Origin of the sequence: Mesorhizobium sp. M0678 (assembly GCF_040320505.1) — a bacterium.
Classification (GTDB): Bacteria; Pseudomonadota; Alphaproteobacteria; order Rhizobiales; family Rhizobiaceae; genus Mesorhizobium.
The window spans coordinates 75,032-89,360 of the sequence record NZ_JAMYPT010000011.1; the positions used below are offsets into that span (position 1 = coordinate 75,032).

Annotated in this window: 13 protein-coding genes; 1 reads left to right on the plus strand and 12 read right to left on the minus strand. The window is 62.6% G+C overall.

The window, feature by feature from the left end; genetic code table 11:
* Window positions 1–8: 8 nt before the first annotated feature.
* From NKI29_RS20465 to NKI29_RS20485, 5 genes are all read right to left on the minus strand, one after another.
* On the minus strand, window positions 9–3,773 hold the full coding sequence (locus tag NKI29_RS20465) for a vitamin B12-dependent ribonucleotide reductase (RefSeq protein WP_352699962.1): 3,765 nt from the start codon (window positions 3,771–3,773) through the stop codon (window positions 9–11).
* 647 nt (window positions 3,774–4,420) lie between these two features.
* Window positions 4,421–4,909, minus strand: a complete 489-nt coding sequence (locus NKI29_RS20470; RefSeq protein ID WP_352593801.1) for an NUDIX hydrolase — start codon at window positions 4,907–4,909, stop codon at window positions 4,421–4,423.
* A 222-nt stretch (window positions 4,910–5,131) separates the two neighbouring features.
* Window positions 5,132–5,632, minus strand: coding sequence for a xanthine phosphoribosyltransferase (gene gpt, locus NKI29_RS20475; protein ID WP_023674762.1), 501 nt, complete (start codon window positions 5,630–5,632; stop codon window positions 5,132–5,134).
* 128 nt (window positions 5,633–5,760) lie between these two features.
* A complete protein-coding gene (locus NKI29_RS20480; RefSeq protein ID WP_352699960.1) occupies window positions 5,761–6,594 on the minus strand; it encodes a universal stress protein in 834 nt (277 codons plus the stop codon).
* Window positions 6,595–6,672: 78 nt separating this feature from the next.
* The gene (locus NKI29_RS20485; protein WP_352570874.1) at window positions 6,673–7,422 is read right to left on the minus strand and encodes a competence/damage-inducible protein A; all 750 of its coding nucleotides are present in this window, start codon (window positions 7,420–7,422) and stop codon (window positions 6,673–6,675) included.
* 149 nt (window positions 7,423–7,571) lie between these two features.
* Here NKI29_RS20485 and NKI29_RS20490 point away from each other — a divergent pair, with 149 nt between their 5' ends.
* Window positions 7,572–8,558 (plus strand): alpha/beta fold hydrolase, encoded by a 987-nt coding sequence (locus NKI29_RS20490; protein WP_352755258.1) that lies wholly within the window; start codon window positions 7,572–7,574, stop codon window positions 8,556–8,558.
* Window positions 8,559–8,650: 92 nt separating this feature from the next.
* On the opposite strand, the gene NKI29_RS20495 is transcribed toward NKI29_RS20490, so the two are convergent.
* The 7 genes from NKI29_RS20495 to NKI29_RS20525 form a co-directional block, all read right to left on the minus strand.
* On the minus strand, window positions 8,651–9,544 hold the full coding sequence (locus tag NKI29_RS20495) for a carbohydrate ABC transporter permease (protein WP_023674766.1): 894 nt from the start codon (window positions 9,542–9,544) through the stop codon (window positions 8,651–8,653).
* 1 nt (window position 9,545) lies between these two features.
* On the minus strand, window positions 9,546–10,397 hold the full coding sequence (locus NKI29_RS20500; RefSeq protein WP_376705884.1) for a carbohydrate ABC transporter permease: 852 nt from the start codon (window positions 10,395–10,397) through the stop codon (window positions 9,546–9,548).
* A 187-nt stretch (window positions 10,398–10,584) separates the two neighbouring features.
* Window positions 10,585–11,910, minus strand: coding sequence for an ABC transporter substrate-binding protein (locus NKI29_RS20505; protein ID WP_352620650.1), 1,326 nt, complete (start codon window positions 11,908–11,910; stop codon window positions 10,585–10,587).
* 33 nt (window positions 11,911–11,943) lie between these two features.
* Window positions 11,944–13,029 carry an ABC transporter ATP-binding protein gene (locus tag NKI29_RS20510; RefSeq protein WP_352749380.1) on the minus strand — a complete coding sequence of 362 codons (1,086 nt, stop codon included), beginning with the start codon at window positions 13,027–13,029 and terminating at the stop codon, window positions 11,944–11,946.
* A 164-nt stretch (window positions 13,030–13,193) separates the two neighbouring features.
* Window positions 13,194–13,433 (minus strand): DUF2188 domain-containing protein, encoded by a 240-nt coding sequence (locus NKI29_RS20515; protein WP_023674770.1) that lies wholly within the window; start codon window positions 13,431–13,433, stop codon window positions 13,194–13,196.
* Window positions 13,434–13,461: 28 nt separating this feature from the next.
* Window positions 13,462–13,755 carry a DUF982 domain-containing protein gene (locus tag NKI29_RS20520; protein WP_031211240.1) on the minus strand — a complete coding sequence of 98 codons (294 nt, stop codon included), beginning with the start codon at window positions 13,753–13,755 and terminating at the stop codon, window positions 13,462–13,464.
* Between the two features lie 62 nt (window positions 13,756–13,817).
* On the minus strand, window positions 13,818–14,135 hold the full coding sequence (locus NKI29_RS20525; protein WP_352797097.1) for an SH3 domain-containing protein: 318 nt from the start codon (window positions 14,133–14,135) through the stop codon (window positions 13,818–13,820).
* Between the last annotated feature and the right edge of the window lie 194 nt (window positions 14,136–14,329).

The window sequence follows — 14,329 nt, forward strand, 5'->3', positions numbered from 1 at the left end:
GTGAGCGCTCAGCTACACCCGCTCGTCGCCCCGCAAGTATCGCACTTCTCGCAAGTGCCGTTCCGCACCATCGTGAAGTTATGGCATTCCGAGCATTCGTTGCCGGTGTAGCCCTGCATCAATGATTGCTGGCGCCGGTTGGCGGCGAGCGCTTTGGCTTCGGCTGCTTCTTTCGCGGCCTCGTCGGTGAACAGCTCCGTCGGGTCGGAGGCTTCCGCGTAGACGATGTCCTCGACCAGTTCCCTGGCGCGCTCCTCGTAGTCGCGCTTGTAGGCGATGGCTTCGTCGCTGGCGGGCTTCAGCGTCAGCACATTGGAGCCGGAGAAAGCGGTCGGGGCGGTACGGGCTGGAGTTCCGGAACCGGAACCCGCAAAGCCTTTCGGCTCGGCGCCCATGCCCGACACCAGCTTGACCGGCGAGGCGCCGCGGGTCAGGCCCTTGGAGAAGGGCGTCGCCTTGCCTTCATTGATGCCGCGTCCGAGTGCCGTCTTGTCGAAATCCGACTGGTCGACATGGGCGAGATCGTGGCGGCCGAGATAGGAGACAGCCAGTTCGCGGAACACGTAGTCGAGGATCGACGTGGCGTTCTTGATGGCGTCGTTGCCCTGCACCATGCCGGCCGGCTCGAACTTGGTGAAGGTGAAGGCCTCGACATATTCGTCGAGCGGCACGCCATATTGCAGGCCGAGCGAGATGGCGATAGCGAAGTTGTTCATCATCGCCCGGAAGGCGGCACCTTCCTTGTGCATGTCGATGAAGATCTCGCCGATACGGCCGTCATCAAACTCGCCAGTGCGCAGATAGACCTTGTGGCCGCCGACGACCGCCTTCTGGGTATAGCCCTTGCGGCGGTTCGGCAGTTTCTCGCGGTCGCGGTAGAGACGCTCGACGACGCGCTCGACGATCTTCTCGGTCACCTGCACGGCGCGCTGTGCGGCCGGCGCCGCGATCAGCTGCTCGATGGCTTCGTCCTCGTCGTCTTCGACGTCGGCAAGCAACGAGGCGTTGAGCGGCTGCGACAGCTTCGAGCCGTCGCGATAGAGCGCGTTGGCCTTCAGCGCCAGCTTCCACGACAGCATGTAGGCGCCCTTGGCGTCTTCCACCGTCGCGTCGTTCGGCATGTTGATGGTCTTGGAGATGGCGCCGGAGATGAAGGGCTGCGCCGCCGCCATCATCATGATGTGGCTGTTGATCGACAGCGAACGCTTGCCGATCTTGCCGCACGGGCTGGCGCAGTCGAACACCGGCAGGTGTTCGGCCTTCAGGAACGGCGCGCCTTCCAGCGTCATCGCCCCGCAGACATGGATGTTGGCGGCCTCGATGTCCTTCTTCGAAAAGCCCAGCGCCGGCAGCATCTCGAACGAGAAATCATTGAGCTGCTCGTCGGTGAAGCCGAACGTCTCCTTCACCCAGTCAGCGCCCAGCGTCCACTGGTTGAAGACGAATTTGATGTCGAAGGCCGACTTCAGCGCGGCATTGAGTGCTGCGATCTTTTCGTCGGTAAAGCCTTTTGCCTTGAGCGAGCCGGGGTTGATGCCCGGCGCCTGGTTGAGATTGCCGTGGCCGACGGCATAGGCCTCGATCTCGGCGATCTGGGCCTCGGAATAGCCGAGCGTGCGCAGCGCTTCGGGCACCGCGCGGTTGATGATCTTGAAATAGCCGCCGCCGGCGAGCTTCTTGAATTTTACCAGCGCGAAGTCGGGCTCGATGCCGGTGGTGTCGCAATCCATCACCAGGCCGATCGTGCCGGTCGGCGCGATCACCGTTGCCTGCGCGTTGCGGTAGCCATGCTCCTCGCCGAGCTCGATGGCGCGGTCCCAGGCGGCCTTGGCATGGTCGGCAAGCTCCTGCTGCCTGAGATCGGAGGCGACCAGCGGCACCGGGTTGACGGCTAGCTTCTCGTAGCCGTCCCTTTCGCCATAGGCCGCGCGGCGGTGGTTGCGCATGACGCGCAGCATGTTCTGCGCATTGCGGTCATAATCGGGGAAGGCGCCGAGCTCGGCGGCCATTTCGGCCGAAGTGGCATAGGCCGTGCCGGTCATGATCGCGGTGAGGGCGGCGCAGATGGCGCGGCCCTCGTCGGAATCATAGGGAATGCCCGAGGTCATCAGCAGGCCGCCAATATTGGCGTAGCCGAGGCCGAGCGTGCGGTACTCGTAGGAAAGCTTGGCGATCTCCTTCGACGGGAACTGCGCCATCATCACCGAGATTTCCAGCACCATGGTCCACAGCCGCACCGTGTGCTCGTAGGCTGATATGTCGATCGTGCCGTCGGCATTGCGGTAGGGCAGAAGGTTGATCGACGCCAGGTTGCAGGCGGTGTCGTCGAGGAACATGTATTCCGAGCACGGGTTGGACGCCCGGATCGCACCGGCCGAGGCGCAGGTGTGCCAGTCGTTCATCGTCGTGTTGAAATGCAGGCCCGGATCGGCCGACGCCCAGGCGGCATAGCCGATCTTTTCCCAGAGATCGCGCGCCTTCAGCGTCTTCAGCACCTTGCCGTCCTTGCGGGCGGTGAGATGCCAGTCGCCGTCCTGCTCGACGGCGCGCAGGAAATCGTCCTTCAGCGACACCGAATTGTTGGAATTCTGGCCGGAAACGGTGAGATAGGCGTCCGAATCCCAGTCGGTGTCGTAGGTCTTGAACGACATCGAGGTGTAGCCCTGCTTGGCGAACTGGATGACGCGGTAGATGTAGTTCTCCGGCACCGCGTCCTTCTTGGCCGCCTTGATCTCGCGCTTCAGCGCGGTGTTGACCGCCGGGTCGAAGCAGTCGTCGCCATTGCCTTCGCAGTTGATGCAGGCCTTCATGATCGCTTCGAGATGCTTCTTGACGATCTTCGAGCCGGTAACCAGCGAGGCGACCTTCTGCTCCTCATTGACCTTCCAGTCGATGAATTCCTCGATATCGGGATGATCAGCGTCGACGATGACCATTTTCGCGGCGCGACGCGTGGTGCCGCCCGACTTGATGGCGCCCGCCGCGCGGTCGCCGATCTTGAGGAAGCTCATCAGCCCCGACGAGCGGCCGCCGCCCGACAGCTTTTCGCCTTCGCCGCGCAGGAACGAGAAGTTGGAGCCGGTGCCGGAGCCGTATTTGAACAGCCGCGCCTCACGCACCCACAGGTCCATGATGCCGCCCTCGTTGACGAGGTCGTCCTGCACGCCCTGGATGAAGCAGGCATGCGGCTGCGGATGCTCGTAGGAAGACTTCGACTTGGTCAGCTTGCCGGTGAACGGGTCGACATAGAAATGGCCCTGGCTCGGACCGTCGATGCCATAGGCCCAGTGCAGGCCGGTGTTGAACCATTGCGGCGAGTTCGGCGCGACGCGCTGGGTGGCCAGCATATAGGCGAGCTCGTCGCGGAAGGCGCTCGCGTCTTCCTCCGACTTGAAGTAGCCGCCCTTCCAGCCCCAATAGGTCCAGGTACCGGCAAGCCGGTCGAAGACCTGGCGGGCGTCGATCTCGGAACCGTAGCGCTCGGCTTCCGGCAGCTTGGCCAGTTCAGCCTCGTCGGCGACGGAGCGCCACAGGAAGGAGGGGACTTGCGTCTCTTCGACCTTCTTCAGCCGTGCGGGAACACCCGCCTTGCGGAAATATTTCTGCGCCAGGATATCGGCGGCAACCTGGGAGAACTGCGCCGGCACGTCGATGTTGTCCAAGCGGAACACCACCGAGCCATCCGGATTCTTGATCTCGGAAAGCGCCTTGCGGAATTCGATCTCCGCGTAAGCTGATTGCCCTGGCTTGGTGAAACGACGCTCGATGCGCATTGGTCCGGTCCCTTTTGTCTACATATAGCGCTTTTCCCAGAGGATTTCTGCCCTCTTGACGAAACGCGCATGTCCGCCGTCTGCCGGCGTTCGAAACCCGCCGGCTCTCATCTTCACAGTCTCCGCCGCCCTGCCGGTCAAACCTCTCGCGAGGCCGCTGTCCAACGCGCTCACGGACCCTGTGGGTCCCTCAAAACTGAAAACTTTTTGTAACGCCCTCGATCGAGGGAAATTTACATTATCTAGCGTCGAACCTACCTGCAAACACTAAATATAGTATTAACAGACAATTTATTCAAGTCCGACAATCCTCCCCTTTCGCCACCCAAGGCTTCAAAATCCCACGCCTTCGCCGGCCTCGTAAACAGGCGGGAATGCGGCTCAAAACGCACATATTCCGGGAAAAAGACCGGCCTCGAAACTTTTCCGGTCGCACTCTCAACAGGAGCGCATGGCCTATAAAAGGCGACTCGTTTTGCGGCGTCAAGGATTCGTTTGCGTAGCTTTTATGACCCCCACATCTTGTGTGTCACACATGTGGATAACGGGGATAGAAGCGGAGCGCAAGGAAGGGTCGGCTCTGGGTGGAGGCGCTTCGGCAACGACGTTCCACAGCACCTGAGCGATAGGCTATGCGCGACTGAGACTCAGGAGAACCGATGCGGATCCGCGCAGAAATGGGCGATGATCTGGCTGAGGTCGGGTTCGTTGACCATGCGCACAGCCTCGGCGGCGCTGACCCACTTGCGGGTGCGTGCCCGCTTTTCCTTCCACCGGTCGGCGACCTTGTCGACCTGCAGCGGGAAGACCAGCACCTCGCACGGCACTTCCTCGCCGGAATCCAGCAGCTTGGCATAGAAATAGCGGCCGGCCTCGTGATGCGAGATTGTGCCGCTCAGGCCGGCCTCCTCGCCGGCTTCGCGTGCCGCCGCTTCGCAAAGCGGCTCCTTCGCTTCCGGCCAGCCCTTGGGAAGCACCCAACGGCCGGTATCGCGGCTGGTAATCAGCATGATTTCGACGCCGTCGCCGCTATCGCGCCAGGGCAGCGCTGCAACCTGCAGGCGGGAGGGCACCGCGCCGAAGAGTCGCCGGACCCTTTCGGCCTTATGGTCGTGCGTCGTTGGCCTCGTCAACATCGGAGAAGCTTGCCCCAGCTTCCAGAATCATTTGCCGTCTCACGAATCTTACGGCTAATTATAAGCAATGAAAGTAAAAAATGTTTCACGGATCGGCCAGATTCCGTCAATCTGCGCCGATCTCAGCCTAATGGCGCGACTGCAGCAGCGTCGCGCCACGCCTTTATCGGTGTGCGGAGGTCCCCTGGGCGGACTCGGTGCATCAAGCGGCGTTGCCGCGAATCAGCCGGCGTGGTCGTCGGCGATCGGCTTCTGGTAGGTGAAGCCCATGTCCCAGGGGAAATAGATCCAGGTGTCCTGGCTGACCTCGGTGACGAAAGTGTCAACCATCGGCCTGCCTTTCGGCTTGGCATAGACGGTGGCGAAATGCGCCTTGGGCATCATCGCGCGCACTATGCCCGCCGTCTTGCCGGTGTCGGTGAGGTCGTCGATGATCAGCACGCCGGCCCCGTCATCGGCGAGCAGCGCCGGCGTGACCTCCTTCAGCACCTGCAATTGCCCCTGGCTGGTATAATCGTGGTAGGAGGCGACGCAGACCGTCTCGATGATGCGGATGCCAAGCTCGCGCGAAATGATGGCGGCCGGAACCAGGCCGCCGCGCGTGATGCAGACGATCGCCTTCCATTGCCCCTTGTTGGCGCCGGCAAGCCGCCAGGCGAGCGCGCGCGCATCGCGGTGGAACTGGTCCCAGGAGACCGGGAAGGCTTTTTCGGGCAGGGACATCTTTCGCGCACTCCGTAAAGCGCGCATCGCGCGCAGACACCTATGGAATGCGCGCGGAATTAACTGGAAAGGCTTGGCTTTGGCAAGGGCGCGGCAAAGCTATTGTCCTGCCAGCTATCCCTGTGAACCTACCGCGACAGGAAAGCCGCCACCGGGGCGGTGCGCAGCACCGTTCGCGTCACCCCGCCGAACAGCAGCTGGCGCAGCCAGGAATGGCTGTAGGCGCCGAGCACGAGCAGGTCCGCACCCGACTCGGCGACCCTGGTCTGGATGATGTCGTCAACGGAAGCGCCGCCGGACCTCAGCACCGAGACGCTGACGGTCGCGCCATGCCTGGACAGCGAGGCGGCGATCTCGGCGCCGGCTGTTTCCGGCGCCTCGTCGAGCGTATCGGGCGGGTCGATGACGACGATGTCCGTCTTTTCGGCCTCGATGATGAAGGGCAGGGCATCGAAGGCCGCGCGCGCGGCTTCCTTGCTGCCGTTCCAGGCGAGCAGCACATGCTTGAAGCTGGTGACCAGCGGACCCGAATGCGGCACCACCAGCACCGGCCGGCCGGCATCGTAGACCAGGGTGTCGACGTCGGCGCTCGGGTCGCTGCCCGATTCGCGCTGCGCGGCGATGATCAGGTCCGCGGTGCGAACGGTCGAGATGCCGGTCAGCGCACTGTCGCCGGAAAAACTCTCGAGACTGCGCCACTCGAACGACAGGCCGGAATTCTCGATGCGCTTGTGAAAGGCGGCCTGCAACTTCTCGGCGCGCTCCCGGTTCATATCGGCGGAAACCTGCAGGAACTCGGTGTCCGGAAAGCCGGTGGCAGAGGTGTAGGGCACGGGCAGCGCCTCGGCATGGATGCCGATAAGATGGCTCTGGAATCGGCCGGCCAGCGGGATCGCGCAGTCGAGGACGCGCTCGGCATCCTGTTCATTCTGCAATATGGCGACGATGGTCTTGAAGCGCATGGCAGTCCCTCACTTCTTACGGCGATCCCACTCGTGACAAACGTCACTGCGCGATGCTGGTTCCGTCAGGCCGGCCGATCAGCCCACTCGGCTTGCCTTGATCAAGCCCGCCACCATAGCCTCTACGTCGGCGCGTGCGGAGTCCAGTGCCTGCTGGCTGCGGGCGCGCACCACCAGTTCCGTCCAGAATTTGCCATCGCCATATTTCGGGTAGGAGCCGATGATCGTGTCCGGATGCGCCTTCTGGATGTCGCCCAGCGGCCCGCCGATCAGGCCTTCGCCGAACGGGCATTCCACGGTTGCCGACAGCATTTTGGTGCCGGCCCGCAATGTCGGCACGACATTGTCGAGCATCGCCTGGAAAATCGCCGGCACGCCGGCCATGACATGGACGTTGCCGATGCGAAAGCCCGGCGCAACCGACACTGGATTATCGATGTGGTCTGCCCCGCGCGGCATCCGCGCCATGCGCTTGCGCGCTTCGGTGTATTCGATGCCGCGGGCGGCGTAGCTTGCCTCCAGCAGGGCGTAGGCCTTGGCGTCGTATTCGCATGGCACGCCAAAGGCCTTGGCAACCGAATCGGCGGTGATGTCGTCATGCGTCGGGCCGATGCCGCCGGTGGTGAAGACATAAGTATAGCGGGTGCGCAGCGCATTCACCGCAGCGACGATCTCGTCTTCCTCGTCCGCAACGATGCGCACTTCCTTCAGGTCGATGCCGATCGCCGTCATGATGTCGGCGAGGTGGCCGATGTTCTTGTCCTTGGTGCGGCCGGACAGAATCTCGTCGCCTATGACGAGCATGGCGGCGGTGACGATTTCGGTCATGACTGGCTCCGGCAAACGGGTCGCCTGAGATAGCGCGGCAAACGGCCGGCGGCAATGCCGCCAAACGACGGATCTACCTGTGCCACCTCCCTTGCAGTGCACCCGTCGGCGGGGGATGCTGCGTGCCGGTTTGGAGCCCTGAGCAAGACATGCCGGCATCGATTCTGCTATGGCTACCCGGCGCGCTGTTTCTGCTGGCGCTCGTCGTGGCAGCCTATCCGATGCTGGCGACGCTGCGGATCGCGGCGAAGGCCGAAAGGCTGGTGCCGGCCAGTGGCAAATTCATCGAGATCGACGGCAACCGCATCCATTATGTCGAGACGGGCGAGGGGCGGCCGATCGTCTTCCTGCACGGCCTCGGCGCGCAGCTTCATCAATTCGGCCACACGCTGTTCGGACGGTTCGGCCCGAACTATCGGCTGATCGCGCTCGACCGTCCGGGCTCCGGCTATTCGGTGCGGGCCAGGGGCGCCAGCGGACGGCTGCCCGAGCAGGCCGAGATCGTGCGGCATTTTATCGACGCGCTTGGGCTGGAAAAGCCTCTGGTCGTCGGTCATTCGCTGGGTGGCGCCATCGCGCTGACGCTGGCTATCGAGCATCCCACGGCGATTTCCGGCATCGCCTTGCTGGCACCGCTGACCCATCTGGAGCCGGACGCGCGCGAGAAGTTCGGCCCGCTGTACATTAAGTCGCCGCTGCGGCGCCGGATCATGGCTCATACGGTGGCGATCCCGGCGGCTCTCAAATATGCGGAAGCGACGCTTGCCTTCATCTTCGCGCCGCAGACGGCGCCGGCCGACTATATGGTCGAGGGCGGCGGCTGGTGCGGGCTGAGGCCAAGCCATTTCTATGCAACGTCGACCGATGTCGTGGCCATCGAGCACGACCTTGGCCGCATCGAGCAACGCTATCGCGAGATCACCATGCCGGCCGGCATTCTGTTTGGTGCTTCCGACCGCGTGCTGGGCATCGATATTCAAGGCCGGCCGGTGATGGAAAAGATCAGGGGGCTGCATTTCGAGCCTGTCGAGGGGCTTGGTCACATGCCGCAATTCGTCGAGCCGGAACGGGTCGTCGCTTTCATAGAACGCATTGCCGAGCGCGCATTTGCGCCGAAGTCCGACACCGGCAGCTGACACCCTCCCGGAACGTAGCCTCGGCCGGCAGGGTGCCTACCCCAGGCATTCCCGGCCGCCGGGAATACCTCCGAACCCAATCACGATGCTGGCTATTCCTTCACGGCTCCGGTCATCGAGGAAACATAGTGCTCGACAAAGAACGAATAGAGCACCACGACCGGCAGCGAGCCGATCAGCGCTCCCGCCATCAGCGCCCCCCATTCATAGACGTCCGAGCGCACCAGCTCCGTGAGCACGCCAACCGGCACAGTCTTGTTTTCGGACGACTGGATGAAGGTCAAGGCGTAGATGAACTCGTTCCATGACAGCGTGAATGCGAAGATGCCGGCGGAAATCAGGCCCGGCACCGATAGCGGCAGCACGATCTTGGTGAGGATCTGCCAACGGCTCGCCCCGTCGATCAGCGCGCATTCTTCCAGCTCGAACGGGATCGAGCGGAAATAACCCATCAGCAGCCATGTGCAGAACGGGATCAGGAAGGTCGGATAGGTGAGGATGAGCGCGAACGGCGTGTCGTAAAGACCAAGGTTGAACACCATCACAGATAGCGGAATGAACAGGATCGAGGGCGGCACGAGATAGGCGAGGAACACAGCGAGGCCGACCTGCCGCGCCCCGGAGAACCGCAAGCGTTCGATCGCATAGGCAGCGAACACCGCAGCCAGCAGCGACAGGAACGTGGCGGCGGTCGAGATGATGATCGTGTTGAGCAGCCAGCCCGGATAAGACGTCTCGAAGAGCAGGTAACGGATATGCTCGAGCGTCGGATGCACCACCCAGAACGGATTGAAATTGGCGTAGTCGGTCATCTCGAGGTTGGGCTTAACCGCCGTGATCGTCATCCAGTAGAACGGAAACAACAGCACGATGACGAAGATCAGCAACGGCAGGTAGACCGTCACCACGCGGCGCGGCAAACTCTGCAGGTAGCCCATGCCGCCTTCGTCGAGTTCCGGGCGTTTGCTCGTTTCGATCGCGGTCATGTCAATCTCCGCCGCCCTGCTGCCATTTGCGACGCTGCAGGCCAAAATAGCTGAACAGGATCGCCGCCAGCAGGAACGGGATCATGGCAACTGCGATCGCGGCGCCTTCGCCAAGCTGGCCTCCGGAAATGCCGCGCTGGAACGACAGCGTCGCCATCAGATGCGTGGCGTTCACGGGCCCGCCGCGCGTCAGCACATAGATCAGCTGGAAATCGGTGAAGGTGAACAGCACCGAAAACGTCATGGTGATGGCGATGATCGGCGTCAGCAGCGGCAGCGTCACATAGCGGAACAATTGCCAGCGGCTGGCGCCGTCGAGCGTGGCGGCCTCGTAGAGCGACTGCGGAATCGTCTGCAGGCCGGCAAGCAGCGTGATCGCCACAAAAGGAATGCCGCGCCAGACATTGGCGGCGATGACCGAAGCCCGCGCATTCTCGGGATCGCCGAGGAAGTTGATGCGATGGTCGATCAGGCCCATTTCCATAAGCGCCCAGGACAGGATCGAGAATTGCGAATCGTAGATCCACCAGAAGGCGATCGCCGACAGCACCGTCGGCACCACCCAGGGCAGCAGGACGATCGCGCGGAAGAACGACTTGAACGGCAGGTTCTGGTTGAGGATAAGCGCCAGCCACAGGCCGAGCGCAAACTTCAGGATCGAGGCGCTGATCGTGTAGAGCAAGGTGTTGAAAACGGAGAGCCAGAAGACGGCGTCATCCCACAGATATTCGTAGTTCTCGATACCGATGAAGATGCCGGGGCGGCCGATGCGGGCATCGGTGAAGCCGAGCCAGACGCCGAGCCCGAGCGGATAGGTCAGGAAGACCAGCAGCAGCGCCGCCGCCGGCAGCATGAAGCCGAAGCCAAGCGCGTTATGACTTTCAGACACGAACGCTAGAATGCGCGACAGCGCCGACCGGCGTGGCTGAGCGGCAGCGGAGGTCACGGCCATGGGTCGGCTCCTCTAAGGTCTCATTGAACGGCCGGGCGGCCATGCGCGATTCGAAGCCGGGCAGCATGGCTGCCCGGCTGAACCCGGCTCAAACGCGATAGTAGCGGTTTGCGCGCTTCTCGGCTTCTTCCATCGCTTCTTGCGGCGTCGCCTGGCCTGTCACCGCCTTGGCGAACATGTCGACCAGCACATAGTCGGCCATGGTCGCTGCCGAGGCGTAGCCGAGCGGGCCGGCATAGCCGTTGGGCCGCAGCGTCGCCGAGGCCTTGGCGTAGGCGGCGTTGTTCGGATCGGCCGTCCACACCGGGTTGTTGTCGAAGGCTTTGAGCGTCTGGCAGCAATAGCCTGCCGACGACGTGATCCACTGCGACATTTGCGGATCCTCGAACATGAACTGCAGGTAGGCCTTGGCGGCGTTGGGGTAGGGCGTGTAGTCGAAGATCACGGCCGTGGTCACCTGGAACAGCTCGACGGATTTTCCGACCGGTCCAATCGGCAGGTTGGTGGTACGGATGTCCTTGGCTATCTCAGTGAGCTTCGGATCCTTGTCCTTGTTGATCTTGGCGGTGTTGTAGGCCGAAATGCCGTTGGCGATGACGCTCAATTGCCCGGCCAGGAAGGCGCGGTTGTTGTTGACGTCGAGCCAGCTTTCGGTACCGGGAATGAAGGTCTTGTAGAGCTCCTGCGCGTATTCGATCGCCTTGAGCGTCTCGGGGCTATTGATCGTCACCTTGCCGCTCTCGTCGACCATCTGGCCGCCATGGCTCCACAGCAGCCAGTGGGCGTAGTTGTTGCCGTCGCCTACGCCGTGGCCATGCGTGAAGCCGGCCGGGTGCCCCTTTGCCTGCAATGCCTTGCAAAGCTCGAGCAAGCCTGCCGTGTCCTTCGGAAATTCGGAGAAGCCGGCCTCCTTCACCCAGCTTTCGCGATAGACGATGGCATTGCCGATTGTCGCCAGCGGCAGGCCGAGGAATTTGCCTTGCCGTGTCGCATATTGGTGCGGTCCATCGTGCCAGCCGCCATATTTCGAGCCGAGATATTCGCCCAGTTCCGTCACGTCGTGCAGCTTGTCGGGATATTGGTGCGGGTCGTCGAACCAGACGAACATCAGGTCCGGACCGGAGCCGACATTGGCGGCGACCGCCGCCTTGGGGCGGATGTCCTCCCAGCTTTCCTTGTCGACGCGGACCTCGACACCGGTCGCTTCGGTAAAGCGCTTGGTGTTGGCCAGCCATTGATCCTCGTCGCCCTGCACGAAGGGCGACCAGCGCAGCAGCCTGAGCTTGGCGCCGTCCTCGGGCTTGTATTTCAACCCCTCCTGAGCAAAGGCGGGAGAGCCGATGAACCGGCTTCCCAAGGCTCCCGCCGCCGCACCGGCGGTGGTGCGGATCACGTCGCGTCTGGTGAATTTCATGCTCGCTTCCTCCTGCTTATTGTCATTGCCGTCCTACTGCTCGATGGGTGTTTCGAACCGCTGTCCGGTTTTGCCGTGAAAGAGATGGATGAGGCCAGGCTCGGCCGTAAGCCGGATGGTTTCGCCCGGCGTGAAGGAATGGCGTTCCCGGAAATTGGCGACGATCTCCTCGCCGCCGGCGGTGCGGCCGATGAGCTGCACTTCGGACCCTGTCGGCTCGACCACCACGACGGTGACCGGGATGCCCTGATGGTCGGACAGCCGTAAATGCTCGGGCCGTATCCCCAGCACGACCGGCTCACCATTGCCGATGGAAAGTGCCGAGGCCAACGGGACCGAAATCCCGCCGGCGCCGCGAAACGACGGCGAGCCGTCGCTTACGATCTCGCCCCTGAGCATGTTCATGGCGGGCGAGCCGATGAAGCTGGCGACAAAAAGATTGTTCGGCCGGTCGTAGAGTTCGAGCGGCGGCCCGATCTGCTCGACGATGCCGTCATGCATGACGACGATCTTGTCGGCCATGGTCATCGCCTCGATCTGGTCGTGGGTGACGTAGACCGTCGTCGTCTTCAGGCGCTGGTGCAGTTCCTTGATCTCGGCGCGCATCTGCACCCGGAGCTTGGCATCGAGATTGGATAGCGGCTCGTCGAACAGGAAAACCTGCGGGTCGCGTACGATCGCCCGGCCCATGGCGACGCGCTGGCGCTGGCCGCCGGAAAGCTGGCGCGGATAGCGGTCGAGCAGCGGCACCAGTCCCAGGATTTCGGCCGCGCGCCGCACGCCGGCATCGCTCTCCGTCTTGGGAACGCCCTTGAGCATCAGCGAGAACGCCATGTTCTCGGCGACCGTCATATGCGGGTAGAGCGCATAGTTCTGGAAGACCATGGCGACGTCGCGCTCCTTTGGCGCAACGTTGTTGACGACACGTTTGCCGATCGCGATCTGGCCGCGCGAGATCTTTTCCAGGCCGGCGATCATCCTGAGAAGGGTCGACTTTCCGCAACCCGAAGGACCGACCAGCGTGACGAACTCGCCGTCGTCTATATCGACGCTGACCCCGTGCAGGACCTCGACGGTCCCAAATGATTTGTAGACATCGCCGATCGCGACAGACGCCATCGATCTCCTCCCGATTGATTCCCGCAACGACTTCGAAGGAAACCGCTTTCCTGCCTGGACCGCGACAGCGCCCAGGCTCCTCTCCGGTCACGCGCGATGTGAGACGGTAGCGCTACCAAACCGACCTGTAAAGCAGCCCGGCATCACCTGGATATCGACACACCCTAATCCGAAACCTCCGTCTGCGGCCGGTCGCGGCCATCTGCGAGCTCGTCGTGCCATTTGCCGTCGGCGTCCTCGTACTGGATGCCGTCGGTATTGCCGGCGACCTGCTGTTCGGCCGAAGCGATCTCGGCGGCGCGCAACGCGTCCTGATGGGTTGGGAACGTTTCGGAGAATGTCGAGCCGACCTTGTAGGCCCAGCCTCCGTCATGCTCGACGATCTTGTAGGTCAGTTTCGCCATGAAACCCTCCGGTTGAAAGCCCGTTGCCTCAATGCAGCCTATCGTCGGCCAGTCTGTCGTCTGGCAGCCTGTCGTCTGTGACCAGCACGTCCGATTCCCTGGCGGCTTCGATTAGTGCCCGGCGCGCATCCGCCGTCGAACGATAACCTTCCAGCACTTTTAGGCAAGTGTCGAGGGCATCACGATGACGCGGCCCGCGATTGAGTGGCCAGACCGTCATCAGGCACTCCGCCGCCTCCTGGGCGCTGCGGATCTGCCGATATTTGCCGACATGGCCGAGTTCGACCACGACCGGCTTTTCAAATGGCTTGCTGTCCATCATCGCCGCCAACGCGGAGCGGCCGATTTGGTTGCAACTGCTATTTTAGCTCAGGCGAAAATAGCTCAATAGCCGCAGTCGTTGCGCAGCCAGCGTGCATTCGCCCAGCCGGTGCGGCCGCCGAAATCGACCTTGTACCAGCGTCCGCGGCGGTCGAAGATCTCGGTTTGGTCGCCGTTGAATAATTGCCCGATCATGCGCGACGACGAGTTCGGTCGGGCTCGAACGGCGAGAAAGCCGCTTCCCGTTGCCAGATTGTAGTGCCTGGAAAGTCCGTGCACCGTACCTTCGCAATATTGCGCCTCGGCCGGCGTCGGTGCGGCGAACGACAGCCCGGCCAACACCGCGGCGGCAGCCGCAGCATAAATCCCTCTGAAAGACATGGTTTCGCTCCCCCAGCTCAGCCGCGCCACCCGCAGCCTTTGCGCATCATACAACGGCAGAGGATCAAAGCGAAGCTGTGGCGCGCCTTGGTAGTGTCTCAGTTTGAAAATTCTCACATGAAAAAGGCCGCTTCTGGAAGGCGGCCTACCGGCGACGGGAGTCGAACCGCAGTCTCTCTAAAGACATGGTTTGC

Excerpts from the sequence above, each read along its gene's own strand:
- NKI29_RS20520 (WP_031211240.1), bottom strand. The coding sequence starts at position 13,755 with ATGATGGACAGCAAGCCATTTGAAAAGCCGGTCGTGGTCGAACTCGGC.
- gpt (WP_023674762.1), bottom strand. The coding sequence starts at position 5,632 with ATGTCCCTGCCCGAAAAAGCCTTCCCGGTCTCCTGGGACCAGTTCCAC.
- NKI29_RS20505 (WP_352620650.1), bottom strand. The coding sequence starts at position 11,910 with ATGAAATTCACCAGACGCGACGTGATCCGCACCACCGCCGGTGCGGCG.
- NKI29_RS20490 (WP_352755258.1), top strand. The coding sequence starts at position 7,572 with ATGCCGGCATCGATTCTGCTATGGCTACCCGGCGCGCTGTTTCTGCTG.
- NKI29_RS20470 (WP_352593801.1), bottom strand. The coding sequence starts at position 4,909 with ATGTTGACGAGGCCAACGACGCACGACCATAAGGCCGAAAGGGTCCGG.
- NKI29_RS20465 (WP_352699962.1), bottom strand. The coding sequence starts at position 3,773 with ATGCGCATCGAGCGTCGTTTCACCAAGCCAGGGCAATCAGCTTACGCG.
- NKI29_RS20495 (WP_023674766.1), bottom strand. The coding sequence starts at position 9,544 with ATGACCGCGATCGAAACGAGCAAACGCCCGGAACTCGACGAAGGCGGC.
- NKI29_RS20500 (WP_376705884.1), bottom strand. The coding sequence starts at position 10,397 with ATGCTGCCGGCGGCGGCGCTGCTGCTGGTCTTCCTGACCTATCCGCTC.
- NKI29_RS20510 (WP_352749380.1), bottom strand. The coding sequence starts at position 13,029 with ATGGCGTCTGTCGCGATCGGCGATGTCTACAAATCATTTGGGACCGTC.
- NKI29_RS20525 (WP_352797097.1), bottom strand. The coding sequence starts at position 14,135 with ATGTCTTTCAGAGGGATTTATGCTGCGGCTGCCGCCGCGGTGTTGGCC.
- NKI29_RS20515 (WP_023674770.1), bottom strand. The coding sequence starts at position 13,433 with ATGGCGAAACTGACCTACAAGATCGTCGAGCATGACGGAGGCTGGGCC.
- NKI29_RS20480 (WP_352699960.1), bottom strand. The coding sequence starts at position 6,594 with ATGCGCTTCAAGACCATCGTCGCCATATTGCAGAATGAACAGGATGCC.
- NKI29_RS20485 (WP_352570874.1), bottom strand. The coding sequence starts at position 7,422 with ATGACCGAAATCGTCACCGCCGCCATGCTCGTCATAGGCGACGAGATT.